Origin of the sequence: Streptomyces sp. 2131.1 (genome assembly GCF_900105515.1) — a bacterium.
GTDB lineage: Bacteria > Actinomycetota > Actinomycetes > Streptomycetales > Streptomycetaceae > Streptomyces > Streptomyces drozdowiczii.
On record NZ_FNSY01000001.1, the window covers coordinates 6,617,466 to 6,644,222 of the forward strand.

Annotated in this window: 19 protein-coding genes; 9 read left to right on the forward strand and 10 right to left on the reverse strand. The window is 71.4% G+C overall.

Annotated features, from left to right (window positions below; all coding sequences use genetic code 11):
• Window positions 1-25: 25 nt before the first annotated feature.
• Window positions 26-1,189, forward strand: a complete 1,164-nt coding sequence (locus BLW14_RS29415; protein WP_093710148.1) for a glycosyltransferase — start codon at window positions 26-28, stop codon at window positions 1,187-1,189.
• 12 nt (window positions 1,190-1,201) lie between these two features.
• Here the strand turns inward: BLW14_RS29415 and BLW14_RS29420 are convergent, their stop codons facing one another.
• The 4 genes from BLW14_RS29420 to gmd all read right to left on the reverse strand — a co-directional run bounded on the left by BLW14_RS29420 (window position 1,202) and on the right by gmd (window position 6,185).
• Window positions 1,202-2,041 carry a glycosyltransferase family 2 protein gene (locus BLW14_RS29420; protein WP_093710149.1) on the reverse strand — a complete coding sequence of 280 codons (840 nt, stop codon included), beginning with the start codon at window positions 2,039-2,041 and terminating at the stop codon, window positions 1,202-1,204.
• The gene (locus BLW14_RS29425) at window positions 2,038-2,760 is read right to left on the reverse strand and encodes a hypothetical protein (RefSeq protein ID WP_093710150.1); all 723 of its coding nucleotides are present in this window, start codon (window positions 2,758-2,760) and stop codon (window positions 2,038-2,040) included. The genes BLW14_RS29420 and BLW14_RS29425 overlap by 4 nt, the downstream gene beginning before the upstream one ends.
• Before the next feature lie 3 nt (window positions 2,761-2,763).
• Window positions 2,764-5,007 (reverse strand): LamG domain-containing protein, encoded by a 2,244-nt coding sequence (locus BLW14_RS29430; protein WP_093710151.1) that lies wholly within the window; start codon window positions 5,005-5,007, stop codon window positions 2,764-2,766.
• 164 nt (window positions 5,008-5,171) lie between these two features.
• Entirely contained in the window at window positions 5,172-6,185 is a 1,014-nt protein-coding gene (gene gmd, locus BLW14_RS29435) for a GDP-mannose 4,6-dehydratase (RefSeq protein WP_018524598.1), read from the reverse strand.
• Window positions 6,186-6,297: 112 nt separating this feature from the next.
• Here gmd and BLW14_RS29440 point away from each other — a divergent pair, with 112 nt between their 5' ends.
• Window positions 6,298-7,275 carry a GDP-L-fucose synthase family protein gene (locus BLW14_RS29440; protein ID WP_093710152.1) on the forward strand — a complete coding sequence of 326 codons (978 nt, stop codon included), beginning with the start codon at window positions 6,298-6,300 and terminating at the stop codon, window positions 7,273-7,275.
• A gap of 93 nt (window positions 7,276-7,368) precedes the next feature.
• On the opposite strand, the gene BLW14_RS29445 is transcribed toward BLW14_RS29440, so the two are convergent.
• A complete protein-coding gene (locus BLW14_RS29445; RefSeq protein WP_093710153.1) occupies window positions 7,369-8,862 on the reverse strand; it encodes a sugar transferase in 1,494 nt (497 codons plus the stop codon).
• 424 nt (window positions 8,863-9,286) lie between these two features.
• On the opposite strand from BLW14_RS29445, the gene BLW14_RS29450 reads away from it, so the two are divergent.
• A complete protein-coding gene (locus BLW14_RS29450; protein ID WP_093710154.1) occupies window positions 9,287-10,546 on the forward strand; it encodes an FAD-binding protein in 1,260 nt (419 codons plus the stop codon).
• Window positions 10,547-10,558: 12 nt separating this feature from the next.
• On the opposite strand, the gene BLW14_RS29455 is transcribed toward BLW14_RS29450, so the two are convergent.
• Together BLW14_RS29455 and BLW14_RS29460 are read right to left on the reverse strand one after the other, a co-directional pair.
• Window positions 10,559-11,554 (reverse strand): MASE1 domain-containing protein, encoded by a 996-nt coding sequence (locus tag BLW14_RS29455; protein ID WP_093710155.1) that lies wholly within the window; start codon window positions 11,552-11,554, stop codon window positions 10,559-10,561.
• A gap of 66 nt (window positions 11,555-11,620) precedes the next feature.
• Window positions 11,621-12,454 carry a PP2C family protein-serine/threonine phosphatase gene (locus BLW14_RS29460; protein WP_093710156.1) on the reverse strand — a complete coding sequence of 278 codons (834 nt, stop codon included), beginning with the start codon at window positions 12,452-12,454 and terminating at the stop codon, window positions 11,621-11,623.
• A 230-nt stretch (window positions 12,455-12,684) separates the two neighbouring features.
• Between BLW14_RS29460 and BLW14_RS29465 the strand changes: the two genes are divergently transcribed.
• The 3 genes from BLW14_RS29465 to BLW14_RS29475 all read left to right on the forward strand — a co-directional run bounded on the left by BLW14_RS29465 (window position 12,685) and on the right by BLW14_RS29475 (window position 14,506).
• Complete coding sequence (locus tag BLW14_RS29465; RefSeq protein WP_093710884.1) at window positions 12,685-12,984, forward strand: DUF1876 domain-containing protein; 300 nt, start codon at window positions 12,685-12,687, stop codon at window positions 12,982-12,984.
• Window positions 12,985-13,015: 31 nt separating this feature from the next.
• A complete protein-coding gene (locus BLW14_RS29470) occupies window positions 13,016-13,672 on the forward strand; it encodes a DUF6629 family protein (protein ID WP_093710157.1) in 657 nt (218 codons plus the stop codon).
• A 342-nt stretch (window positions 13,673-14,014) separates the two neighbouring features.
• The gene (locus BLW14_RS29475) at window positions 14,015-14,506 is read left to right on the forward strand and encodes a lamin tail domain-containing protein (RefSeq protein ID WP_093710158.1); all 492 of its coding nucleotides are present in this window, start codon (window positions 14,015-14,017) and stop codon (window positions 14,504-14,506) included.
• A gap of 124 nt (window positions 14,507-14,630) precedes the next feature.
• Here BLW14_RS29475 and BLW14_RS29480 read toward each other — a convergent pair whose 3' ends face one another.
• Window positions 14,631-16,703 carry a SpoIIE family protein phosphatase gene (locus tag BLW14_RS29480; RefSeq protein ID WP_093710159.1) on the reverse strand — a complete coding sequence of 691 codons (2,073 nt, stop codon included), beginning with the start codon at window positions 16,701-16,703 and terminating at the stop codon, window positions 14,631-14,633.
• A 194-nt stretch (window positions 16,704-16,897) separates the two neighbouring features.
• Between BLW14_RS29480 and BLW14_RS29485 the strand changes: the two genes are divergently transcribed.
• Entirely contained in the window at window positions 16,898-18,787 is a 1,890-nt protein-coding gene (locus BLW14_RS29485) for a rhamnogalacturonan lyase (RefSeq protein ID WP_093710160.1), read from the forward strand.
• 52 nt (window positions 18,788-18,839) lie between these two features.
• Here the strand turns inward: BLW14_RS29485 and pgm are convergent, their stop codons facing one another.
• Together pgm and BLW14_RS29495 are read right to left on the reverse strand one after the other, a co-directional pair.
• The gene (gene pgm, locus BLW14_RS29490) at window positions 18,840-20,480 is read right to left on the reverse strand and encodes a phosphoglucomutase (alpha-D-glucose-1,6-bisphosphate-dependent) (protein WP_093710161.1); all 1,641 of its coding nucleotides are present in this window, start codon (window positions 20,478-20,480) and stop codon (window positions 18,840-18,842) included.
• A gap of 46 nt (window positions 20,481-20,526) precedes the next feature.
• Window positions 20,527-21,246 carry a 4'-phosphopantetheinyl transferase family protein gene (locus tag BLW14_RS29495; RefSeq protein WP_256332912.1) on the reverse strand — a complete coding sequence of 240 codons (720 nt, stop codon included), beginning with the start codon at window positions 21,244-21,246 and terminating at the stop codon, window positions 20,527-20,529.
• 171 nt (window positions 21,247-21,417) lie between these two features.
• On the opposite strand from BLW14_RS29495, the gene BLW14_RS29500 reads away from it, so the two are divergent.
• Together BLW14_RS29500 and BLW14_RS29505 are read left to right on the forward strand one after the other, a co-directional pair.
• A complete protein-coding gene (locus tag BLW14_RS29500; protein WP_093710163.1) occupies window positions 21,418-21,897 on the forward strand; it encodes a GNAT family N-acetyltransferase in 480 nt (159 codons plus the stop codon).
• A gap of 401 nt (window positions 21,898-22,298) precedes the next feature.
• Window positions 22,299-26,579, forward strand: a complete 4,281-nt coding sequence (locus BLW14_RS29505) for a discoidin domain-containing protein (RefSeq protein WP_093710164.1) — start codon at window positions 22,299-22,301, stop codon at window positions 26,577-26,579.
• Window positions 26,580-26,757 lie beyond the last annotated feature (178 nt).

Here is a 26,757-nt window from a genome sequence, read left to right on the forward strand (position 1 = left end):
TTGGCCATGGTGGAGGGGAACTCTGGTGAAAATCCTGCATGTTGTCACGCTCCACACACCGGACCACGCCTTCGGCGGTCCGACGCGAGTGGCGTTCAACCTCTCCGGAGTCCAACGGGCGCACGGCGACGACGCACGCGTCATGGCCCTCGGCGACGGCTTCCCCGACGGCGAACTGCCCAGCCACGTCGAGGGAGTTCCGGTCCACCTCTTCCAGGCCCGGCACCTCCTCCCGATGTTCGAGGTCAGCGGCATCACCTCCGCCGCGCTGCTGAACACCGCCCGCCGCATGATGCGCGGCGCCGACCTCGTCCACGTCCATCTGATGCGGGACCTGGTGACCCTGCCCGCGGCGCTCCTCGCGCTCGCGACCCGTACGCCCCTGGTCGTGCAGACCCACGGCATGATCGACCCCACCGAGAAGAGGGTCGCCCAGCTCACCGATCTCCTCGGGGTCCGCAAGGTGCTGCGCGAGGCGGACGCCGTCCTGCATCTGACCGAGATGGAGCGGCTCGATGTGAACGCCGTCGCCGCCCCCGTCCCGCTCACCCGCACCGTCCGGCTGGTCAACGGGGTCCGCCCGCAGGAGCGCAAGCCCGCCCGCGAGCCCGGCCGGCCGTTCACCGTGCTGTATCTGGCCCGCATCCAGGCGCGCAAGCGGCCGGAGGACTTCGTCGCCGCGATGCCGCACGTCCTCGCCCGCCACCCGGACGCCCGCTTCGTGCTGGCCGGCCCCGACACCGGGGCGCTGGCCGACACCCTCGCGCTCGCCCGGAGGCTCGGGGTGGCCGAATCCCTCGACCACGTCGGCCCGTTGGAGCACGACGAGGTGCTGGCCGCCGACCGCGAGGCCGATGTGTACGTGCTGCCCGCGATCGAGGAGCCGTTTCCCGTCTCCGTTCTGGAGGCGATGTCGGTCGGCACCCCCGTCGTGATCACGCGCACCTGCGGGCAGGCCCCCGATGTGGCCGGGGCGGGCTCGGGCCGGGTGATCGACAGCCGGGTGGGCGAGGACGCGGCCAACGCCCGCAAGGTCGCCGACGCGATTCTGGAGCTGCTCGAGCCGGAGGCTGCCGAGCAGGCGGGCAAGGCCGCCTGGGAGCTGGTGAACGAGCAGTTCACCATCGAGGCCGTCACCGCCACCCTCCGGCGCACCTACGAAGACGTGGTCCGCCGGAGGCGAGGGTGAGCGTCCCGCGCATCAACGAAGAGGCTTCTCGCGGGACTTGAGCGCGATCTGCCAGCGGTAGAAGCTCATCGCCAGCGCGAAGTCGAAGCCCGCCCGGCCGTCCAGGAAGCCCCGCTTGTAGAGATACATGTAGGCGAAGGACACCACCGGTTTGAACGGCGCCTTGTGGAACAACTGCCCCTGGCGCGACTTGACCTGGCGGACCTGTTCCTTCACCTGGGGGTGGTGCTCCAGCCAGGCCTCCCAGTCCGAGTAGCGGTTGTGCCGTTCGAACCAGGCGGTCACCGGGTCGAGGTCCTGGTGCTCGATGGGGTGGGTGAGGGTGCCCACGCCGGCCGCGACCGGCTGGTAGTGGCCCTCCACCTCCCCGATCCCCGGCGCGTCCAGGTCCCCGACTTCCGGGTAGTGGCAGCGCGTCCGGTCGGTCAATGACCGTTTCCGGATCGTGTATCCGTGTCGCAGCCGCTTGCCCGAGAACCAGTAGCCGAGCGGAATGTCGTACGCGGCGGGCTTCGGTGCGTCCGGGTCCCGGAAGGTGTCCCGCAGCTCGGCCAGCAGCCCGGGGCTGAGCCGCTCGTCGCCGTCGAGCAGCAGGATCCAGTCCAGGTCCGTGCGGACGTTCTCCAGACACCACTGCTTCTTGCGCGGATGGCCGCCGTCCCAGGTGTACGTGACCACCTCGGCCCCGCACTCCTCGGCTATCTTCACGGTGTCGTCGGTGCTGTGGGAGTCCACCACGACGACCGCCTCGAAGTGGCCGAGCACCGATCTCACCGCCTCCGCGATGTTCAGCCCCTCGTTCTTGGTGGGGATCGCCACGGCTATCGGGAGTTTCGGCGTATCTGCGGTCATCCCTCGGCTCCTTCGGGCAGCCAGGCGTAGCAGCCTGTGGACGTGAACGTACGGGCGGCAGCGGGGATGGTGATCTTCCGGGACTTCCCGGTGTCGGAGGTGCCGGAGGCCAGCTCCTTGCCACCCGCCCCCTCGATGCTCCAGGAGCAGTCCGTGGTGGGGGACGCCGAGCGGTACACGCCCGGCCGGAGCTTCTTCCCGGAGTGCTTGCCGTCCGGGTAGCCGTACGCGGCCTCGTCGACCAGGTCCTGGTGCTGGGTGCAGAGCCCGGCGACGGCGTCGTTCGCGTCGGGGATCTCGCCCGTCACGATCGCGCCGACCGCGGTGTCCCGGTCGGTCTTGACGAGGTAGCGCAGTCTGTCGCAGGTCTCCTGGCCGGTCTGGAGCACGGCCGCCGGGTCGGTCCCCTCGGGCACCCGGTCCTTCAGATACTCCTTCTCCTTCTTGGTGAACGTGCCGGTGGCCGGGGTGATCCGGTCGACGGGTGTCTTCTGGCCCTCGGACTCGGCGGGCGGAGCAGGCGCCTCCGGAGCCGCCGGATCCTCGGCGGGCGATGTGGCGGGCCCGGTGGTGGACGGTCCCGGAGCGGCGGGCCCGGAGGCCGCGGGGCGCTGGGCGCCCGCGGCCTCCGGGTCGTTCCCCTCCGCGGACGAGCCGCAGGAGGCCAGCGCCACCGCCGTCAGGACGACGACGGCACCGGCCAGGAACGGGTTTCTCATCTCTCAGCCGTTCCTCAGGGCGTAGTGCGCGCTGATCCGGGAAGCGCTCAGCGCGGTCGGGTAGACGGCGGTCTCGTCGATCTGCCCGGCGAAGAAGTTGCTCGTCGGACGGTTCGGCCAGCCGGAGAGGTTGTCCCCGCCCACCCGCCAGTGGCCGGTGTAGCTCTCGTTCTTGGTGTAACGGGTGTTCGAGGCGCGGAGCTGGCCGTCCACGTACAGGGCCATGCCGTTCGGGCCCTGGGTGGCGACGACATGGTGCCAGGCGCCGTTGTTGTAGGCCCCGGTCGTGGTGATGGTCTGGGTGCCGCTGTTGGAGGTGCCGAAGGTCAGCCGCCCGTTGTTGAGCATGTACACATGCTTGTCGTCCTTGCCGCTCAGCTCCATGGTCTTGTTGCCGAAGCCGATGATCTTCCCTCCCTTGGTCGTCGTGGTCTTGATCCAGGTCTCCACGGAGAACTGCGTGAGCTGGGACCGGCTCCGGTTGCTGTACGCGTACTGGGTGGACCCGTTGAACCCGATGGCGGTCGAGGGCCCCGGCACCGCGGCCGGGGTCTGCCGGTAGGAGGGCGTGTTGCGCAGGAAGCCGTTGTCGAGCCCCGTCCCGGTGTCGGCGGCGAAGGTGGACGTGCCCTCGTCGTAGCGCCAGTACAGGTTCGCCCCGTCGGCGAGCACGCCGGCCGGATAGCTTTCGGCCTTGGCCGCCACGGTCGCGGTCACGGCCGGCGACTTGGCGCTGGTGTTGATGCCGTCGCTCGCGGTGATCCGGTACGTGTGGGTCTCACCGGGCGCCACATCGGTGTCCGTCCACCGCAGCTGCGGACGGTCCCAGAACACGGAGTACCCCGTCGTCGTGTGGACGGGGGTGCTCGCCCCGTCCTTGTAGATCCGGTACGTGAGCGTCCCGTCGTCGGTGTCGAAGCTGGTCTGCCAGTTCACCTCCACCTTGTTCGCGGCGACCGTCGACACGCTGACGTTCGGCACCCAGGGAGCCCCGGTGTCCGGGCCGTCGGCGAACCGGGTGAGCCCTTGCTGCCCCTTGCTGTTGACCGTGGTGAACTCGCCGCCCACCCAGAGGTAGTGGCGGCCGCCCTTGTCGGTCTGCGCCATCACGCGCGGCCCGACCGGCTCACCGATCCCGTCGTTGGTGTCCGGGAACCAGGGAAGCAGCTTCGGGTCGTCCACCGACTGGGCCAGCAGGTGCTTGCGCGGCTGGTCGGGGAACTCGTCCATGGAGGAGCAGTCATGGGCGTGACTGCCGCTGTAGAGGACCCCGTCGTGCACGAGGAGGGCCTGGGTGGCGCCCAGGCAGGTGTCCCGCCAGCGCTGCTCGAAGTTGCTGAGGTTCAGGGCGATGCGGCCGTCGAACACACCACCGCCGGTCCCCTCGTTGCCGGTGTAGAAGCCGCCCGCGTCGGTGGTGATGTCCTGGACCGTGGAGTTGTTGTCGATGAACCCCGGGTAGGACTTGGTGAGTTGTCCGGTAGTGGCGTCGACGACGGCCAGGGCGTGGGTGTTCGTGCCGTTGATCTGGAAGAAGTCCCCGCCGAGCAGCACGTGCCGCCCGTCTTGAGTCACCTCGACGGCCCGTGCGACTTCGTCGGCGTCGGCTGTGAAGGGCAGCAGCGAGGCCCCGGTCGTGACGGCGGCGAAGTGGCTCCTGGGCTGCCCGCCGACCTGGGTGAAGTCCCCGGCGAGGTAAACCGTGTCACCGGTGACCGCGAGAGCCCGCACGGTGGCGGAGACGGCGACCTTGAAGTCCTGGCGCGGGGTGCAGGTGGCGGTGTCGATGGCCGCGATGTTGCTGACGCCCTCCCCGTTCACCGCCCCGAACCGGCCGCCCGCGTACAGGGTCCTGCCGTCCGGGGACAGCACGAGCGAGCGGACGGTCGCGGTGCCCGAGGAGACCGTGAACGACAGGGAGCAGTCGGTCGGCGCCCCCGTCGCCGCGTCGAACGCGGCGAAGTTCACCGCGGGCTGCTCGGAGGTGCCGGCGGCGGCGCCCGGCGGCCGTACGGTCGAGAAGGTGCCGCCCGCGTACACCACGCCGTCCGCCGACGCGGCCATCGACCACACGATGCCGTTGGTCTGCCAGGTGGACAGGTCGTCCGCGGTGATCGAGACGGGCGCGGTGAGCGCGGAGGCCGGGGACCCGGCCGCGGCGGCGCTCAGGGCGCCGGCGAGCAGGCCGAGCGCCGCGGCCGCGGCGCGTGTCCGGCCGCGCCGGCGCGCCGTGGTTGCTTTCATCATTCAGCTCCGAAGGTGAGAACGAGCTGCGGCCCGTGGGCCGCGGTTGCTGCCCCGCCCGGCTGCCGCCGGGGGCGGGTGGGGAGGCGGAGCCAGGGCCCCGCCCGTACCGGCGCGTTCTGCCCCACCGCGTCACCGGTGGGGGTGGGGGTGCGCGCCGGAGTCGGTTATCTGTCGACCCGCACGGCGGTCCCGGCGAGTTCGTCCGCGAGCCGGCTCACATCGGCGTCGACCATGATCCGGGCCAGTTCCCGCGCCCGCACGGCCGCCTTCCAGCCCAGCAGCTGCCCGGCCTTCGAGGCATCCCCGATCAACGCGTCGACCTCGCTGGGGCGTTCGTACTTCGCGTCGTAGCGGACGTACTCGCGCCAGTCGAGGCCGACGTGCTCGAAGGCGTACTCCAGGAACTGCCGCACGCTGACGCCCTCGCCCGTGGCCACCACGTAGTCGTCCGGGGTGTCGCACTGGAGCATCCGCCACATCGCGTCCACGTACTCGGGGGCGTAACCCCAGTCGCGGACCGCGTCCAGGTTGCCCAGGTGCAGCCGGGTCTGGAGCCCGGCCTTGATCCGGGCCACACCGCGGGTGATCTTCCGGGTCACGAACGTCTCCCCGCGCCGGGGCGACTCATGGTTGAACAGGATGCCGTTGACCGCGAACATGCCATACGCCTCGCGGTAGTTGACCGTCGCCCAGTACGAGTAGACCTTGGCCACGCTGTACGGGCTGCGCGGGTGGAACGGGGTCAGCTCGTTCTGCGGGGGCGGACTGGCGCCGAACATCTCGGACGAGGACGCCTGGTAGATCCGGGTGTCGATGCCGCTGGCCCGTACCGCTTCGAGCAGCCGGATCGTACCGAGCCCCGTGACGTCACCCGTGTACAGCGGTGCGTCGAAGGAGACCCGCACATGCGACTGGGCGCCCAGGTTGTAGACCTCGTCCGGCCGTATGTCCCGCAGCAGGTTCACCAGCGCGACGCCGTCGGCCAGGTCGGCGTGATGTAACACGAACGAACGGTTCTCCTGCTCCGGGCCCTGGTAGATGTGGTCGATCCGCTCGGTGTTGAAGCTCGACGAGCGGCGGATCAGACCGTGGACCGTGTACCCCTTCTGGAGCAGGAGCTCGGACAGGTACGAACCGTCCTGTCCGGTCACCCCGGTGATGAGCGCGGTCTTCGCCACTTTTCCCCCTTCTGTGGTTGCCCGTAAGGCAGTTGGTCATGGAATGTCAAGGTCTGAGCGATCAGCGCTAAAACGTCACCGTTTCACCCGGCTGCTGGCACAATCCGTCAGCATGACGACTGATCTCCCCGGCTCCTCCCGGGAACGAGTCCCGTCCCTGTTACGCCCCGGCGCCCGCGTGTTCGTCGCGGGCCACCGGGGCCTGGTCGGGTCGGCGGTGGCGCGCCGCCTCACCGCCGACGGCCACGAGGTGATCACGCGCGGCCGCGACCGCCTCGATCTGCGGGATGCCGACGGGACCGCCGCCTTTCTGCGTGACGTACGCCCTGACGCCGTGGTGCTGGCCGCCGCCCGGGTCGGCGGGATCATGGCCAACAGCACGTATCCCGTGCAGTTCATCGAGGACAACCTGCGCATCCAGCTGAGCGTGATCGCGGGCGCGCACGCGGCGGGCACGGAGCGGCTGCTCTTCCTCGGCTCCTCGTGCATCTACCCGAAGCACGCCCCGCAGCCGATTTCGGAGAGCGCCCTGCTCACCGGCACCCTGGAGCCCACCAACGAGGCGTACGCGCTGGCGAAGATCGCCGGCATCGTGCAGACGCAGTCCTACCGGCGCCAGTACGGCGCCTCCTACATCAGCGCCATGCCGACCAACCTGTACGGACCCGGCGACAGCTTCGACCTGGAGACGTCGCACGTCCTGCCCGCCCTGATCCGCCGTTTCCACGAGGCCCGCGAGTCCGGCGCACCGGCGGTGACGCTCTGGGGGTCCGGGAACCCCCGGCGCGAATTCCTGCACGTCGACGACCTCGCCGCCGCCTGCGTGCTCCTGCTGGAGCGCTACGACGACGACGCGCCCGTCAACGTCGGCTGCGGAGAGGACCTCACCATCCGCGAACTCGCGGCTGCAGTCGCCGAAGTGACGTCTTATCAGGGCGAGACCGTCTGGGACACCGGCAAGCCCGACGGCACCCCGCGCAAACTCCTGGACGTCTCCCGGCTGTCCTCCCTGGGTTTCGCACCGCGCATCCCGCTCAAGGAGGGCATCGCGCAGACGTACACCTGGTGGCTCCGGCAGTCGGCCGCCTAGCCGCGGCCGTCCGGCCGGGTGGTCCGCCGCCGTCCACGACGGTTGGGCGACCCGGCCCCGGCACCTGTCTTCGGCGCGCATCCGCCCCCGCTCTCAGTACGCCCCGCGGCCGTCGGTGACGGCGCGCAGCGTACGGGCCATGAGCCCCATGTCCGTGGCCACCGACCAGTTGTCGACGTACCAGAGGTCGAGCGAGACCGTCTCCTGCCAGGAGAGGTCGGACCGGCCGCTGACCTGCCACAGGCCCGTCAGCCCCGGTCTCACCGCCAGGCGCCGCAGTTCGCGCTCGTCGTAGCGGGACACCTCGTCGGGCAGCGGCGGGCGGGGGCCGACCAGGGACATGTCACCCTTCAACACGTTGATGAGCTGCGGGAGTTCGTCCAGCGACGAGCGGCGCAACAGGCGGCCCAGCCGGGTGACCCGCGGATCCCTGCGCATTTTGAACATCGGGCCGTCGTTCTCGTTCGCCGCGGCGAGCCGGGCCTTGAGCCGCTCGGCGTCCACCACCATCGTGCGGAACTTCCACATGACGAACGGGTGGTTGTGCCGGCCCTGCCGGGTCTGCCGGTGGAACACCGGCCCCTTGGAGGTGAGCCGGACCGCCGCCGCGATCAGCAGCAGCAGCGGGGACAGCGCGATCAAACCGCACGCGGCACCCGTCCGGTCCACCGCCGCCTTCAGGGCCGGCTGGAGCCCCCGGCGCAGCGGCGGAACGATGTGGAGCAGGGTGAGACCGGCCGCCGAGGAGGGGCGTATCCGGTCCGCCGCCGTTTCCAAGAGGTGCGAGACCACGGACAGTTCGAGACCCCCGTCGTGCAGCCCCCAGGACAGCCGCCGCAGTCGTTCCTCGGTGAACCCGGGGCCCGGGACCACCAGCGCCAGGTCCGCGTCGTGGGCGAAGGCCGCCCCCAGCACCGTCGACGCGTCGTCGTCGGCGGGCGCCGGAGCCAGCCGCCCCGGCACCGCGACCTCGCAGCTCAGCGCTGCCGGGCCGACGGGCAGGGCCGCCACGACGCGATAGCCATGGTCCTTCCGCGAGGTCAGCAGCCGCACCGCCCGGTCCACCCCCGCGGCCTCGCCGACCACCAGGACCCGGCGCGCCGTCCGGCGCCGCCCGGACCGGGCCAGCCGCCGCACCCACGAGGTGCCCGCCGCGGTGAGGAGGCCGGGGATCAGGGCCACCACGGCCGCCGCCGGGTCGATGGTCGGGTCGACGGCGGTCCACAGCACCGCCAGCACACCGATGAGCAGCAACCAGTCCGCGGGCGTGGTCAGCGCCCCCGGCCGGTCCGGCACACGTAACGCGTACCGCCCCCGGGTGGCGCGGACCCCGCACCACACCAGGGTGGCCGCGAGCGCCCCGGCCAGCGCCTCCGGCTGCCCGTCGGCGCGGAGCACGAGCCAGCCGGGTAACCCGAGGCCGGCGGCTTCGACGCACACCACCAGCGGCAGCAGGCCGGGACCACCGCGCGGCGCACCCGCACCGCGTTCGCGCCGTACGGTCGGGGCCTGCCGCGGGTGGCCGAAGCCCTGGCCCCGCGGAAGGCCGGACGAGGTCCGTGGTCGTGGCGCCCCCGCCAGTCCCACATGCCTCGGTATATCGGATTCGGGTAGCTCGACATGCCCCATGAACCCCCCAGTCACAGTTGCATCGCCACAAACGGGGCGCACCCGCCGATCCCGTGGACCGACGGATGCGCCTTCGCCCGGTGCACGATATCCACACACATGGCATTTCGCTGGAGTTCCGGTGAAGTTCAGACAGTCTCGGTGATCCGTGACTCGTCCCGATCCGTACCGGATCTCAGGTTCTGTGCGCACCTGTTGGTATGTGGGGCCTGCCTCAATCGGTTGGTGTGCGGATATGTACCTCGGTCGGTCAGCTACGGTACGTGCTCAAGTGGTTGCGGGGGAGGTATTCGGACCGATCGCCTCCGGGACCTGCCGGACGGTCTGGGAGAATGCGGCGTCGGGAGCACGTGCCCGGCCACGAGTGGAAGAGGGACGTACGGTGACCCCCGCGGAGAAGAACTGGGCCGGCAACATCACCTTCGGCGCGAGGCGGCTGTGCGTACCGCGCTCGGTCCGCGAACTGCGCGAGGTGGTGGCCGCCTCCGACGCGGTACGCCCGCTGGGCACCCGGCACTCCTTCAACACCGTCGCCGACACCACCGGCGACCACGTATCCCTCGCGGGGCTCCCACGCGTCGTCGAGATCGACGTCCCGGGGCGCACGGTCGCCGTGTCCGCGGGGCTGCGCTTCGGTGAATTCGCCGCCGAACTGCACGAGGGCGGGTTCGCCCTGGCCAACCTGGGGTCGCTGCCGCACATCTCGGTCGCCGGCGCCGTCGCGACCGGCACCCACGGCTCCGGTGTGGGCAACCGCTCGCTGGCGGGCTCCGTGCGCAAGCTCGCCCTGGTGACGGCCGACGGCGGTATGCGGACCCTGTGGCGTACGGACGAGGACTTCGCCGGGGCGGTGGTGTCCCTGGGCGCGCTCGGTGTGGTGACCTCGCTCGAACTGGACCTGGTGCCCGCCTTCGAGGTACGGCAGTGGGTGTACGAGGACCTGCCCGAGGCCACGCTGACCGCGCGCTTCGACGAGGTGATGTCCGCCGCCTACAGCGTCAGCGTCTTCACCGACTGGAGCCCCGGACCGGTCGGCCAGGTGTGGCTGAAGCACCGGGTGGACAGCGGGGAGCCGGCGGAGGTGCCCGCCGAGTGGCTCGGCGCCCGGCTCGCCGACGGCCCCAGGCACCCGATCCCCGGTGTGCCCGCCGTGAACTGCACGCGGCAGCAGGGCGCGCCCGGCCCCTGGTACCGGCGGCTGCCGCACTTCCGGATGGAGTTCACCCCGAGCAACGGCGACGAGCTCCAGTCGGAGTACTTCGTGGCCCGCGCGGACGCCGTGGCGGCGTACGAGGCCCTGGCCCGGTTGCGGGACCGGATCACGCCGGTGCTCCAGATCTCCGAGATCCGCACTGTCGCGGCCGACGACCTGTGGCTGAGCCCCGCCCACGGCCGGGACTCGGTGGCCTTCCACTTCACCTGGGTGCCCGACGCGGCGGCCGTCGCCCCGGTGGTCGTGGAGATCGAGGCGGCCCTCGCCCCGTTCGGCGCCCGCCCGCACTGGGGCAAGGTCTTCTCGACGGACCCGGAGGTGCTGCGCACGCTCTACCCGAGGTACGCGGACTTCGAGGCGCTGATGGCCGGCCACGACCCGGAGGGCGCCTTCCGCAATCCGTTCCTGGACCGGTACTTCCGGCGCTGAGAGCGGGCCCGGTCAGCGGTTGCCGCGCTCGTCGCGTGCCCGGGACGGCCAGGCGGCCGCGGACCTGCCCGGGGCGAGCTGGTCGACGACCTCGGCCAGCTCCTCGCAGGCGCGCTCGATGCGGTGCCGCACGTTCTGCTGTTCGGCGACGACGGCGGCGAGCAGCAGGGCGGTGAGTGCCACGGCGCCGTTCAGGACCGTGAGGTTGACCATCACCTCCACGATGGTGTGCCCCGCGAACGGGCCGGCCCCGTCCGTCCCCGCCACGATCGCCAGGACCGACACCAGCAGGGCACAGGGCGCGCTGCCCGCCAGCTGGAAGCGCAGGGCGGCCCAGACGAGGATCGGGAACACCAGGTAGATCATGGAGAGCGAGCTCTGGGTCGCCACGACCGTGCCGACGACCGCGACCACCAGCAGCGCCCCCGCCTCCGCCCACCGGTCCGTGATCCGGGGCATCCGCACCCGGCGCAGCACCAGCAGAACGGGGGTGACCATGAGCACCCCCATCACGTCACCGGCCCACCAGGCCGCCCAGACGGACCAGAAGTTGGACGCGGGCAGTTTGCCGTCCACCACGAGCATCCCGGCGCCCGCGGTCGCGCTGATCACCATGGCGGCCATCGCCCCGAGGAACACCAGGGCGACCCCGTCGCGCAACCGGTCCAGCTCCCGGTGGAACCCGGCCCGGCGCAGCAGCAGGTAGGCGGCCACGGGCGCCAGCGTGCTGCCGGCCGCGACGGCGAGCGTGGACAGCGTGACCGTACCGCCCAGCATCGCGACCACGGCCAGCGAACCGACGGCGATTCCGGGCAGCGCGCGCATGCCCAGGTAGAGCAGGCACCCCAGCGCGATCCCGGACGGCGGCCACAACGGGGTGACCACCGCCCCGTGCACGGTCACCTGCCGCAGCAGCCCGAGGCGGGCCGCCCCGTAGTAGGCGGCGGCGACGACCACGACACGCAGGGCCGCCACCAGGTACGGGCGGGTCTTCTCGCTGCGGATCACGGTCTCATCAGACACCGGCCCGCGGTGGACGGCGGTGTGACACGCACGGGCGTTCGCGTGCCGGGCTCATCCTCCGTCGGACGCGCCGGCCTCGTGGCGCAGGACGAGCACCGCCGCGTCGTCCTCGTGCCCGGTGTGCTCGGCGGAGCCCAGGATCGCGTCGGCCAGGGTGTCCGCGTCCTCGGTCACCCGGGCGCGCACGAGCCGCATCACCGCGTCCAGCCCGTCGTCCAGGGAGTACGAGGGGCCCTCGACGACCCCGTCGGTCAGCAGCACGAACGCGCCATCGCCGGCGAGCCGGCGGGCGGTGACCGGGTACTCCTCGCCGGACTGCACACCGAGCGGCAGCCCGCCCTCGTCGTCCGTCGAGCCCGCCTGCCCGTCGGTGGTGGCCCAGACGGCGGCCACGTGGCCGGCCCGGGCGCTCCGCAGTTCCCGGGTGGCGGGGTCGAAGTGGACGAAGGTGCAGGTGGCGAGCAGGCCGGCGTCCTCGGCGAGGAGCAGGTCGTTGGTGCGGCTCATGACCTCGCCCGGGTCGGCCGCCGCCAGCGCGAGCGCGCGCATCGCGATGCGGATCTGGCCCATGAAGGCGGCCGCCTCGACGTCGTGGCCCTGTACGTCTCCGATGGCGAACGCCAGCGAACCGTCGGGCAGCGCGAACCCGTCGAACCAGTCGCCGCCGATGTCCAGGCCGCTGCGCGCGGGCGTGTAGCGGGCGGCGGTCCGCAGTCCGGGCAGCGAAGGCAGGGCGGCAGGGAGCATCTCCCGCTGAAGCGCCTCGGCCAGCTCCACCCGCGCCTGGTACAGCTCCACCTCGCGCCGGGCCCGGGAGGTGAGGTCGTGGAGGGCGGTGAGCAGTTCGTCGGAGCTGGCCGACCGGGGAGGACGACGCCGGTTCATGGGCCGCTCCGCAGTGCAGGGGGTGCCGCTCCGGACACCCTTGGCCGGTCGGTCCGGCAGCCGTCCTGGCACGGCCGCCGCGGTCGTCGCTGTGCCAGCATCCTATTTCGGCCGGGGAGCGCCCGCAGGCCGGGACGGTGGAGGGGCGGGGGAGGCCGGTCGGGTGGATGCTGGAGGTGGACCCGTGCGGCGGCCCGCGCCCGCCGGCCGGCGCGGGCGGGAGGTATGCGATGAACCGCACGCTGGAATGGACGGTGCGCGTCGAACTGTCGGAGGACGACGGGACGACCAGGGCGGAGGCGGTGCTGGACACCGGCGCCGCGAAGCTCACGGGCCAGGGAATCGCCCGGTGCAGTCCCCAGGACCCCGACGTGCCCAAGATCGGTGACGAGGTCGCGGCGAGCCGCGCGATGCACGACGTCGCGGGGCAGCTGATGAGCGTGGCCGACCGCGCCATCACGGAGTCCGGCGCGGGGCGGCCCGACAGCGCGGCGCGGCCGCCGTACGCCTGGTCGGACGCCACGGCCTGAGAACACGCCCGCCGGCCCGTAGCGTGGCCACATGTGCTGGAGCCCGACCGCCGACCTCGTGGCAGGCAGTGCGGTGGCGGCGATCGGTGTGGCCTGCGTCGTACGCGCCCGACGGGCGGGGGACCTGCCGCTGGCGGCGCTGCCCCTGCTGCTCGGGGCCCACCAGATCATCGAGTCCGCGGTCTGGCGGGCGGACGGCGGCAGCGGACCCGCCACACTCGCCTGGGCGGTGATCGCCCTGCCGTTGCTGCCCCTGTGGGTGCCGCTGGGTGTGCTGTGCGCCGCGCCCGCACGCGCGCGGCGCCGTCTCTCCGTGCCGCTCGCCGCCGGTGCCGTGACCGGCGGGGTTCTCGCGTACAGCCTGGCGACCCGCCCGGTGACCGCGCACGTGCGCGGTCACGCCCTCGGCTACGCGGTGGACCTCCCGTACCCGCTGCTGCTGGTCGCGGGCTACCTGGTGGCGACCATCGGCTCGCTCCTCCTGTCCGGCGACCGCCGACTGGTAGGGCTCGGGGTGCTCGTCGCGGGCGGGGCGGCGGTCTGCGCCGCGCTGTGGCGGTATGAGTTCGTCTCCACGTGGTGCGCGTTCGCCGCCGCCTGCTCGGTGGTCCTGCTCGGCTGGACCGGCCGGCCCGACGCGCACGGGGAGGGAGAGCAGGGAACACCCGTGCGCCCGTTCCGAGGGTAACGAAACAGGCGTTCAACAGGCATTATGGTCTGTTTGTTACAAACCCCCTGGTCGGGTATGCCGGCACCACGAATGAGGGAACGGGTCCGTCGCCCGTACGACGGACCCCGTCAATCCCGTGCCGTACGGCTGGTTGCAGCGGACAGGGATTGACAGGTACCCGTGAATTTCCCTCCATGCCGCCTACAGTCGTGTGTGACGGAAATGTCCGTACTTTGTAACACGCCCCGATGCCGTTCCCACGGCCCCGCCGGCGGGGCCAAGGTGTGGCTCCCGGAATCACACCGGGAACGAACAACCACCCGGACCCGACCGGTCCGGGCCTGCACCTGAGGGGTCTTCATGTCCCGTAACGCACGGCGGATCACCGCCGCCGTCCTCGCTTCCGGCGCGCTGGTCGCCGCCGCCGCCCTCCCGGCGGTCGCCGACGGCCACGGCCACGGCCACGGCCACGGCCGGGGTCACCACGACCCGCGCCCGACCGTCGTCCTGGGCGAGATCCAGTACGACAGCCCCGGTCGCGACAACGGCTCCAACCGGAGCCTGAACGGTGAGTGGGTCACCGTCACCAACACCGGCCGGCACACGGTGAACCTGCGCAACTGGACGCTCAGCGACGAGAGCCACCGCACCTACAAGTTCGACCTCCGCCTGCCCGGCCGCTCCTCGGTGCGCGTCCACACCGGCGTCGGCCGCGACACCCGCCACGACGTCTACCAGGACCGGCACAACTACGTCTGGGACAACAGCGACACGGCCACCCTGCGCGACGCGCGCGGCCACAAGGTCGACTCCAAGTCCTGGGGCCGCCACCACCACGGTCCCCGGCGCTGAACCACCGGCGGCGGCCCGCTGAACCCGGGCCGCCGCCGATGGCCTCTCCCCGCGGCGCGTCCCGGCCCACCGGCCGGGGTGCGCCGCACCCGTATGCGCGCGGACGTACGGGAGGCGCCGGGCGTCAGAGATCCTCGTGCGGGATCTCCTGCTCCGTCCACAGAACCTTGCCCTCGGTGCTGTACCGGGTGCCCCAGTGGCTGGCGAGCTGCGAGACGATGAACAGGCCGCGCCCGCCCTCATCGACCGTTCGCGCGTGGCGCAGGTGCGGGGCCACCGGACTGGTGTCGTGGACCTCGCAGGTGAGCGTACGGTCCAGCAGCACCCGCAGCTGGAGCGGCGGGGTGCCGTAGCGGACGGCGTTGGTGATCAGCTCGCTGACGATCAGTTCGGCCGCCTCGATGGTGTCCTCGTCGAGGTTCCAGCCCTCCAGCCGGTCCCGGACCAGGGTGCGCGCCACCGCCGGCGTCGTCCGCTCGTGGGCCAGCTCCCAGGTCGCCACCCGCTCCGGCGGCACCACCCCGGTCCGGGCGAGCAGCAGCGCCGCCCCGTCCGGATCGGCCTCTTCCGGCAGGTTGTACACGATGGCGTCGCACAGGTCCCGCAGCGGCCGCTCCGGATAGGCCAGGGCCTCTTGCACCCGCTCCACCGAATGCTCCTCGGGCAGCAGCGACCCGGTCAGGAACGCCAGCACACTGCCCTCGTCCAGCCGGACCGAGCCGGTCGCGAAGGGCGCGCTGTCCTCCGAGAAGAGCGCGGGCCCCTCCGGCACGTCCAGCGCGAGCGGCCGGCCGTCCGGCCCGATGGCCACCGGTGCGGGATGCCCGGCCCGCGCCACCGTGCACACCTGGGTGAACGGGTCGTAGACCGCGTACAGGCAGGTCGCGGTCAGCGGCTGGCGGTGCAGGGCGTCACCTGGCGGCAGTGACCGGCGCTCCTCCGTCAGCCGGTCGGCGGTGTCGTTGAGCCGGGCCAGCACCTCGTCCGGCTCCAGGTCGAGCCCCGCCAGGGCGTGGATGACGGTGCGCAGCTGGCCCATCGTGATGGCGGTCTGCAGCCCGTGCCCGGCCACATTGCCGATGATCAGCGCGGTCCGGGCGCCGGAGAGCCCGATGGTGTCGAACCAGCAGCCGCTGTTGCGGCCGGGCAGCAGGACCTGCGCGGTCTCGATCGCCACCCGGTCGCCGTCGTGCTGGGGGAGCAGCCGGCGCTGGACGGTCGAGGCGATCACGTGATCGCGGGCGTAGCGCAGCGCGTTCTCGATGCTCAGCGCCGTGTGGGCGGCCGCGGTCAGTGCGAGGGTGAGGTCGCGCTCGTTGTACGGATCGCCCCGGTGCCGGTACAGGCTCACCAGGCCGAGCACGGAGCCATGCAGCTTCAGCGGGGCCACGATCAGGGAGTGCGCGCCGGTCGCCTCGATCATCCGCCGCGTCGCCGGGTCGGCGTCCAGCCAGGGCGTGTCCGGGCCCAGTTGGACGAGCCTGGGCCGCAGATCCGTGACCGCCAGGGCGTACGGGGTCGAATCGGGCAGCCGGCGAAGCTCACCGACCAGGTTGTCCGACGCCGTCTCCGTCCCCCGCACCGCTGCCCGGCGCAGCGGGACGTCCCGGGCCAGCGGGCTCAGCGGCGGATCGGCGCCGCGCAGCACCTCGTCCACCACCTCGACCACGGCCAGGTCGGCGAACTCGGGGACCAGCGCGGACACCAGGCCCTCGCAGGTCGCCGCCACGTCGAGGGAGTGGCCGGCCCCCCTTCGCACGGCGGTGAGCACGTCCGCCCGCACATGCGCCTTCTCCCGTTCGTTGACGTCGACCACGGCCGCCAGCAGGCCGAGCACGCGTCCGTCGTCGGCGTCCAGCCGGTGCAGGGTGACCGTCAGGCTGCGCGAGGGGCCCGGGGCGAGCGCGACGCGCCCCCGGACCGGCTGGTTCAGCATCGGCGCGCCGGTCTTCAGGACCTGGCGCAGCAGGCGCTCCGCCTCGTCGGGGTCGTCGAGCAGATACGCCTGGGTGAAGTACAGACCGATGAGCTCCGCAGGGTCGACCTCCTCGGTGAGGGCGTTGACGCGTACCACCCGCAGCTCCGTGTCCAGGACGTGCAGGCCCACCGCGGACTGGCTGAACAGGGTGTCGAGAAGGGCCTCGGCCATGTCGTCGCCCGTGTCCGCGCCAGGGGCCGTAGTACCGGTGTCCGACACGTCGCACCCCCAACGGGTCACGCCACCCCTGTCGATCGGCAGCTCTCCGGACAGCCTGCGCGCGGCCGGACCGGGCCCGCCACCGCGCGGCGCCGAACGGGTGAGCGCGGGGAATCGCGCGGGGCGGCAACCTTTCCGCGCGCGGCGGCCACTGAGGAGTACCCCACCCGCCCCCAATCCGGAAGGCACGTACCGTGGCTCTCGCGCATCCCCGTACATCCCGCAGACGCCGTACGACCCGGACCCGAACCCTGATCGGCGCCGTCACCGCCGGAATCCTCGCCGCAGCCGGACTGGTCGTCACCGGCCAGACCTCGCACGCCGCGACCGCGCGCCAGGCCGAGGCGCTCGACCGGGGCGTCGTCAGCGTCCACACCGACGCCGGCAACCTCATCAGCTGGCGCTGGCTCGCCACCGACGCCGACTCCGTGGCCTTCAACGTCTACCGCGCCGGTACGAAGGTGAACACCTCGCCCGTCACCGGGTCGACCAACTACTTCCACGCCGGCGCCCCCAACTCGGCCGACTACACCGTGCGCGCGGTCGTCGGCGGCGTCGAGCAGGGCGACTCCGCGCACGCGATCCAGTTCCGCGCCGGCTACAAGGACGTGCCCATCAGCCCGCCCCCGGGCGGCACCACCCCCGACGGGGTCGCCTACACCTACGAGGCCAACGACGCGTCCGTCGGCGACCTCGACGGGGACGGCGCACTCGACTTCGTACTCAAGTGGCAGCCCACCAACGCCAAGGACAACTCACAGTCCGGTTACACGGGCAACACGATCCTGGACGGCGTCAGGCTCGACGGCACCCGGCTCTGGCGGATCGACCTCGGCCGCAACATCCGCTCCGGCGCGCACTACACCCAGTTCCAGGTGTACGACTACGACGGCGACGGCCGGGCCGAGGTGGCGACGAAGACCGCCGACGGCAGCGTCGACGGCCGGGGCACCGTGATCGGCAGCGCGTCGGCCGACCACCGCAACTCCTCCGGCTACGTGCTGTCCGGCCCCGAGTACCTCACCATGTTCAACGGCCTGACGGGAGCCGCCATGGGCACCGTCGACTACGTCCCCGCACGCGGAACCGTCTCCTCCTGGGGCGACAGCTACGGCAACCGCGTCGACCGCTTCCTCGCCGGCACCGCCTACCTGGACGGCAGCAGGCCCTCGCTGATCATGGCGCGCGGCTACTACACGCGTACGGTGATCGCCGCCTGGGACTGGCGCGGCGGGGCGTTCACCCGGCGCTGGACCTTCGACACCAACAGCTCGACCAACACCGGCCGCGGCTACGACGGCCAGGGCAACCACCAGCTGTCGGTCGCCGATGTCGACGGCGACGGCAAGGACGAGATCGTCTACGGCGCCATGGCCGTCGACGACAACGGCAGCTCCCTGTGGACCACGAAGAACGGCCACGGCGACGCGATGCACGTCGGCGACCTGGACCCCGCGCGCCCGGGCCTGGAGGAGTTCAAGGTCGACGAGGACGGATCGAAGCCCTCGTCCTGGATGGCCGACGCGAAGACGGGGCAGATCATCTGGTCGACGCCCGCCGGCGGCGACAACGGACGCGGCGTCAGCGACGACATCTGGGCGGGCAGCGCCGGCGCCGAGTCCTGGTCGTCCGCGGCTTCCGGACTGCGCGACCCGCACGGCACGGTGGTCGCGAGCCGCAAGCCCTCCAGCACCAACTTCCTCGCCTGGTGGGACGGTGACACCACCCGGGAACTGCTGGACGGCACCCACATCGACAAGTACGGCACCGCCGGCGACACCCGGCTGCTGACCGGTGCCTCGGTCCACTCCAACAACAGCACCAAGGCCACCCCGGTCATCTCCGGCGACCTGTTCGGCGACTGGCGCGAAGAGGTGGTCTGGGCGACGACGAACAACACCGCGCTACGGATCTACTCCACGCCGTACGAGACCGGCACGAGGATCACCACCCTGCTCCACGACACCACCTACCGCACCGCGCTGGCCTGGCAGAACACGGCGTACAACCAGCCACCGCACCCCGGCTTCTTCATCGGTGCCGGCATGGCGACCGCCCCGAGGCCCACGGTGTGGATCCCCTGAGCGGAGCCCGGCCCTCCCCGCACAGCCGCGGGGAGGGCCGGGCCCGGCCGCCTCAGGCCTCCAGCGCCGCCGAGACCACGGCCTTGGCCTCCTCCTGGACCTGCGTCAGGTGGTCGGCGCCCCGGAACGACTCCGCGTAGATCTTGTACACGTCCTCCGTGCCGGAGGGACGGGCGGCGAACCAGGCGTTCTCCGTGGTCACCTTGATGCCGCCGATCGCGGCGCCGTTGCCCGGGGCCGAGGTCAGCACGGCGGTCACCGGCTCGCCCGCGAGGGTGTCCGCGTCGACCTGCTCGGGGGAGAGGCGCGCCAGCACCGCCTTCTGCTCGCGGTCCGCCGGCGCGTCGATGCGCGCGTACGCGGGCTCGCCGAACCGGGAGGTCAGCGCGGCGTAGTGCCGGGACGGGGACTCCCCGGTGACCGCCTGGATCTCGGAGGCGAGCAGGGCGAGCAGGATGCCGTCCTTGTCGGTCGTCCACACCGAGCCGTCCCGGCGCAGGAACGACGCCCCCGCCGACTCCTCACCGCCGAAGCCCAGCGACCCGTCGGCCAGCCCGTCCACGAACCACTTGAAGCCGACCGGCACCTCGACGAGCCGACGGCCGAGGTCGGCGGCGACGCGGTCGATCATGCCGGAGGACACGAGCGTCTTGCCGATGCCCGCCCCGGCCGGCCAGTTCTGCCGGTGCGCGTACAGGTAGTTGATGGCCACGGCGAGGTAGTGGTTGGGGTTCATCAGCCCGGCGTCCGGGGTGACGATCCCGTGCCGGTCGGCGTCGGCGTCGTTGCCGGTGGCGATCTGGTAGCGGTCGCGCTGCCCGATCAGCGAGGCCATCGCGTGCGGCGACGAGCAGTCCATCCGGATCTTCCCGTCCCAGTCCAGCGTCATGAACCGCCAGGTGGGATCGGTCAGCGGGTTGACGACGGTCAGGTCGAGCCGGTGCTGCTCGGCGATCCGTCCCCAGTACGCGACCGACGCCCCGCCCAGCGGGTCCGCGCCGATCCGTACGCCCGCCTCGCGTACCGCGTCCAGGTCCAGGACGGAGGGCAGGTCCGCCACGTACGTGCCGAGGAAGTCGTACCGGCCGGTCGTCGGCGCGGCCAGCGCCCGGGTGTACGGCACCCGGCGGACCTCCTTGAGCCCGCCCGTGATGATCTCGTTGGCCCGGTCCTGGATCCAGCCGGTCGCGTCCGACCCGGCCGGACCGCCGCTCGGCGGGTTGTACTTGAAACCGCCGTCGCCGGGCGGGTTGTGGGACGGGGTGACCACCACCCCGTCCGCCAGGCCCGAGGTGCGGCCGCGGTTGTACGTGAGGATGGCGTGCGAGACGGCGGGCGTCGGGGTGTACCCGTCCTCGGTGTCGATGAGTACCCGTACGTCGTTGGCGGCGAACACCTCCAGTGCGGTGACCCGGGCCGGCTCCGACAGGGCGTGGGTGTCCGCCCCGAGGAACAGCGGCCCGTCCGTCCCCTGCTGGGCCCGGTACTCGCTGATGGCCTGGCTCGTCGCCGCGATGTGGTCCTCGTTGAACGCGGTGGCCGTCGACGAACCGCGGTGCCCGGACGTGCCGAACGCCACCCGCTGGCCGGGCTCGGCCGGATCGGGGTGCAGCGCGTAGTACGCCGTCACCAGCCGTGCCACGTCGGTCAGGTCCTCGGGGCGCGCCTGCTGTCCGGCTCGTGCGTGCGGCATCTGCCACTCCTCCGTATCGGTCGGTCGGTGCGATGTGCCCGTGCGGTCATTTTCGCGGGTCCCGGCCCTCGCCGGGTGCCCGCCCCGCCGTCCGGACGGCCACCGCCGCCGCGTACCCGGCGGGGGCGGCCACATCGGTGACGGTCCAGCCCGGCGGGCCCAGCGGGCGCGGGCCGGTGCCCACGTGCTCCCGGTTCAGACCGCCCGCGAGGCCGATGCCCTCGCCCTTGAGGTACGCCTCCTTGCGGGTCCACACCCGGGCGAAGGCGGCGGGCCGCCCCTCCCGCGGAAGCTCGGCCAGCTCGGCAGCCTCCGCCGGGTGCAGCTGCCCCGTGATCTCGGCCACGACCCGCGCCTCGGGGACGCGTTCGACGTCCACGCCGACGGGTACGTCCGCGAAGGCCAGCAACGCGACGTCCCGGGTGTGCGAGAGCGAGAAGTGCACCCCGCCGTCGGTCGCCGGCCTGCCGTGCGGGCCGGCGCAGGACGGGCAGCGCTCCCGGGTCAGCCGTACGGCTTCCGGGGCGACGCCCTGGCGGGCGCCGAGCAGCAGCCGCAGAGCCACGTGGGCGGCGGTGTAGCAGTCGCGGTCGGCCGGGAAGGCGAGCTTCTTCACGCGTTCGAGCTCCGAGGCGTCGAGGATGCGGGGCGCCAGCGACCGGGCGGTCCCGGCGACCTGCTTCGTGTCCACCTGCCACACGGAGGGAGTGCCGGCGGGCCAGCAGGGTGCGGGCCCCCGGTATCCGTCCTCGGTCAGTGTGAACACATGGGGCTGGTACACCGTTACGTCGTTTCCTCGGCGGGGGCGGGTGCCGCGGGCGGGCACCGGGTGGGACAGGGCGCTCTTATCCTATGGAGATCCGGACCGGGCCCGACGTACGTTCGATCACCGTGTGCCCCGCGCCCCGGCGGCGGCCCCTCGGACAGGAGCGAACCCATGCCGTCGGACAGCATTCCCGCCGTGCTCCGCGCAGCGCGTGCGGACGATGCCGGCCCCCTCACCGGGCTCTTCCTCGAATCCCGCGCCGCCGCCATGCCGTACCTGGCCCGGGTGCACAGCGACGAGGCCACCCTCGCCTGGCTGACCCATGTGGTGCTCCCCGGCACCGACGTCCTGGTGGCCGAGACTCGTGAGGGCGGGGAGACGCGGATCGCAGGCTTCGTCTCGCTGGACGGTACCGAGCTGGAGCACCTCTACATCGCCCCCGGGCTGCGCCGCCGAGGCATCGGTTCGCTCCTGCTGGAAGCGGCCAAGGCAGCCCGCCCGGAGGGGCTCGCCCTGTACACCTTCCAGCGCAACGCCGCGGCGCGGGCGTTCTACGAGCGCCACGGGTTCACCGCGGTCGCGTTCGACGACGGCAGCCGCAACGAGGAGAAGGAGCCGGACGTCCGGTACCGGTGGAGCCCCGCCAGGTGAACCGTTCCGGCTGACGGGCGAAGAGAACGAGGGGCGGGTCCGCGGAGGCGGTCCCGCCCTTCTTCATGCCCGGAACACCCCGGGGGATCACCCCCTCCCAACTGGCAGCTTTCAGCGGTTTGCGTAGACGCGCAAATTCCTTGCGTTGAGGGGCGGTGGTAAAGGACACCGTCGGCGCGGCATCAATTGCCCTTAATGTCACGCTAGTTGGCTCCGGTGCACCCGTCCTGCGGAGTCGCCGACTTCTGCCGGAACGGTGGACTCCATGTCAGTTCTCTGCAACTCTCTGACCGCAAAACGCAAAAGGCCATCCTGTCGGTGCAGGAATTCATGTACGGGCAGGTTTCGCAGACTGAGCCGCGCCTCGGCCACCCCGTGCCGAGGCGGCAGATCGGGGACAGATGAGAACGCGACGCTGGAGATGGCGGATCCTTTCCGCGACCGTCTCCACCAGCCTGATGATGGTCGCCTGGCCGGCGCTGAACGCCTCGGCCGCCGGCGGCCCGGACATCGCGGCCGGCCACCGCACCGCCGCGAGCAGCGGGAAGTCCGCCGGGAACATCGCCGACGGGCAGCAGTCGACGTACTGGGAGGGGTCGGGCAAGTCCCTGCCCCAGTGGGTGCAGAGCGACCTGGGCAAGGTCACCCGCATCGACCAGGTCACGCTGAAGCTCCCCGCCGACTGGTCGGCCCGCCGCCAGACGCTCTCCCTCCAGGGCAGCGTCGACGGCACCAGCTTCTCCACGCTGAAGACCTCGGCCTCCTACAGCTTCGCGCCGGGCAGCTCCAACACGGTGACCATCGGCTTCCCGGCCACCCGGGCCCGTTTCGTACGGGCGGACATCACCGCGAACACCGGGGCCGTCAACGGCCAGCTCGCCGAGATGGAGGTCCGGGCCGCGGCGGAGTCCTCGGTCAACCTCGCAGCCGGGCGCCCCCTCACCGCCAGCAGCTACACCCAGACGTACGTCGCGGCCAACGCCAACGACAGCAACCGGGCCAGCTACTGGGAGAGCCGCAACAACGAATTGCCGCAGTGGATCCAGGCCGACCTGGGTTCGTCCGTCCGGGTCGACCGCGTGGTGCTGCGGCTGCCCGACGGCTGGGAGACCCGCAGCCAGACCCTGAAGATCCAGGGCAGCGCCAACGGCTCGGACTTCAGCGACCTCACCCAGGCCAAGGCGTACTCCTTCAGCCCCGGATCGGGCGAGACGGCGACGGTCACCCTCGACGCCACCACCACCCGCTACGTCCGCGTCCTGGTCAGCGCCAACACCGTCCAGCCCGGCGCCCAGGTCTCCGAGCTGGAGATCTACGGCCCCGAGTCCGGTGACACCCAGGCACCGAGCGCCCCGACGCAACTGGCGTACACCGAACCGGACACCGGCCAGATCAGGCTGGCCTGGAAGGCGTCGACGGACGACACCGCCGTCACCGGGTACGACATCTACGCCGACAACACCCTGCTGACCAGCGTCGCCGGTGACGTCACCACGTACACCGACACCCGCCCCGCCGGTGCCACCGTCTCGTACTACGTGCGGGCCAAGGACGCGGCGGGCAACGTCTCCGGCAACAGCAACACCGTCACCCGCAAGGGGGACTCCGGTGACACCCAGGCGCCCACCGCACCGGCGAACCTGAGCTTCACCGAGCCCGCCTCCGGGCAGATCAAGCTGGCCTGGACGGCGTCCAGCGACAACAAGGGCGTCACCGGGTACGACATCTACGCCAACAACGTGCTGCGCAAGAGCGTGGCCGGCGATGTCACCACGTACACCGACACCCAGCCCGCCGGTGCCACCGTCTCGTACTATGTGCGGGCCAGGGACGCGGCGGGCAACGTCTCGGGTGACAGCAACACCGTCACCCGCAACGGCTCCACCGGCACCGCCTCCAACCTGGCCGTCGGCAAGCCCGTCACCGCCTCCTCCGTGGTGCACACCTTCGTCGCGGAGAACGCCAACGACAACCAGCTCTCCACCTACTGGGAGGGCGCGGGCGGCAGCTACCCCAACACCCTCACGGTGAAGCTGGGCGCCAACGCCGACACCCAGAGCGTCGTCGTCAAGCTCAACCCGGACAGCAGCTGGGGGGCCAGGACCCAGAACATCCAGGTCCTCGGGCGTGAGCAGAGCGCCTCGGTCTACACGAGCCTGGTCGCCGCGAAGGACTACGCGTTCAGCCCGGGCAGCGGCAACACGGTGACCATCCCGGTCGACGCGCGGGTCGCCGACGTCCAGCTGAAGTTCACCTCCAACACCGGCGCGCCCGCCGGGCAGGTCGCGGAGTTCCAGGTGCTGGGTGCCCCGGCTCCCAATCCGAACCTCCAGGTCAGCGCGTTGACGGCGAGCCCGGCCGCACCCGTCGAGTCGGACCCGGTCACGCTCACCGCGACGGTGCGCAACACCGGCGCCGTCGCCGCCCCGGCCGGCAAGCTCGAATTCCGGCTCGGCGGCACCAAGGTCGCCACCGCCAACGTGGGTGCGCTCGCCGCCGGGGCCTCCGCACAGGTCACTGCCGACATCGGGGCGCGCGACGCGGGCACGTACACGCTGAGCGCGGTCGCCGACCCGGACAACCAGATCATCGAGCAGAACGAGACCGACAACACCTACACCAGCGCCTCCGGCCTGGTCGTGAAGCCGGTCGCCAGCTCCGACCTGGTGCCCACCGCGGTCACCACCTCGCCCTCGGCCCCGGCCCAGGGCGACAACGTCACCTTCACCGTCGCCATCAGGAACCAGGGCACGGTCGCTTCGGCCTCGGGCGGTCACGCCGTCACCGTGACCCTGCTCGACTCCAAGGGCGCCACGGTGAAGACCCTCACCGGAAGCTACAACGGCTCGATCGCCGCCGGCGCCACCAGCGCCCCGGTGAACCTCGGCTCCTGGACGGCGGTCAACGGCTCGTACACCGTGAGGACGGTCGTCGCGGACGACGCCCAGGAACTTCCGGTCAAGCGCGAGAACAACACCGCCAGCAGCTCCTTCTTCGTCGGGCGCGGCGCCAACATGCCGTACGACACCTATGAGGCGGAGGACGGCGTCACCGGCGGCGGCGCGAAGGTCGTCGGGCCCAACAGGACCGTCGGCGACGTCGCGGGCGAGGCGTCCGGCCGCAAGGCCGTCACGCTGAACGACACCGGCAACTACGTCGAGTTCACCACCAGGGCCAGCACCAACACCCTGGTGACCCGCTACTCCATCCCGGACTCCGCGGGCGGCGGCGGGATCGACTCCAAGCTCAACATCTACGTGGACGGCGCCTTCCTCAAGGCGATCGACCTGACCTCGAAGTACGCCTGGCTGTACGGCGCCGAGACCGGCCCCGGCAACTCCCCGGGCTCCGGTTCACCCCGGCACATCTACGACGAGGCCAACGTGATGCTGGGGAAGACCGTCCCGGCGGGGAGCAGGATCCGGCTGCAGAAGGACGCGGCGAACACCAGCACCTACGCGATCGACTTCATCGGCCTGGAGCAGGCCACCCAGATCGCCAACCCGGACCCGGCCGCCTACGCCGTTCCGACCGGATTCACCCACCAGGACGTCCAGAACGCCTTGGACAAGGTGCGGATGGACACCACGGGCAAGCTGGTGGGCGTCTACCTGCCGGCCGGCGACTACGAGACCGCCAGCAAGTTCCAGGTGTACGGCAGAGCGGTCAAGGTGATCGGTGCGGGGCCCTGGTACACCAGGTTCCACGCGCCCTCGACGCAGGAGAACACCGACATCGGCTTCCGGGCCGAGGCCAGTGCCAAGGGGTCGACGTTCGCGAACTTCGCGTACTTCGGGAACTACACCTCGCGCATCGACGGACCGGGCAAGGTGTTCGACTTCTCCAACGTCTCGGACGTGGTGATCGACAACATCTGGGACGAGCACACGGTGTGCCTCTACTGGGGCGCCAACACCGACAGCATCACCATCAAGAACTCCCGTATCCGCAACACGTTCGCCGACGGCATCAACATGACCAACGGTTCGACGGACAACCACGTCGTCAACAACGAGTCGCGGGCCACCGGTGACGACAGCTTCGCGCTGTTCTCGGCGATCGACTCCGGCGGCGCGGACATGAAGAACAACGTCTACGAGAACCTGACGTCCCTCCTGACCTGGCGCGCGGCGGGTGTGGCCGTCTACGGCGGCTACGACAACACCTTCCGCAACATCCGCATCGCGGACACCCTGGTCTACTCCGGGATCACGGTCAGCTCGCTGGACTTCGGCTACCCGATGAACGGTTTCGGGACCGGTCCGACGACCATCGAGAACGTCTCCGTGGTCCGCTCCGGCGGCCATTTCTGGGGCTCGCAGACCTTCCCCGCCATCTGGCTGTTCTCCGCCTCCAAGGTCTTCCAGGGCATCCGGATCAACCACGTCGACATCGTCGACCCGACGTACAGCGGCATCATGTTCCAGACCAACTACGTGGGAGGCCGGCCGCAGTTCCCGATCAAGGACACGATCCTGACCGACATCTCCATCTCCGGCGCACGCAAGAGCGGCGACGCCTTCGACGCCAAGTCCGGCTTCGGGCTGTGGGCCAACGAGATGCCCGAGGCCGGCCAGGGGCCCGCCGTCGGTGAGGTCACCTTCAACGGGCTCAGGTTCAGCGACAACGCCCAGGACGTGAAGAACACGACGTCCACCATGAAGATCAACATCAACCCGTAGCAATTCCCGCGTACAGGGGCGCCGTCCGGTCCGCCGGGCGGCGCCCCATGCTGTCCACGCGCCTGATTCCGCATGCGGCGTACCCATGGCTGTCAAACTTTTACGAAAACTGCGCGAGATATTGCGTTCACATGTCGACGCTGGTTGAGTGTGCCTCGCCCCGGCAGTCAGTCGGCCG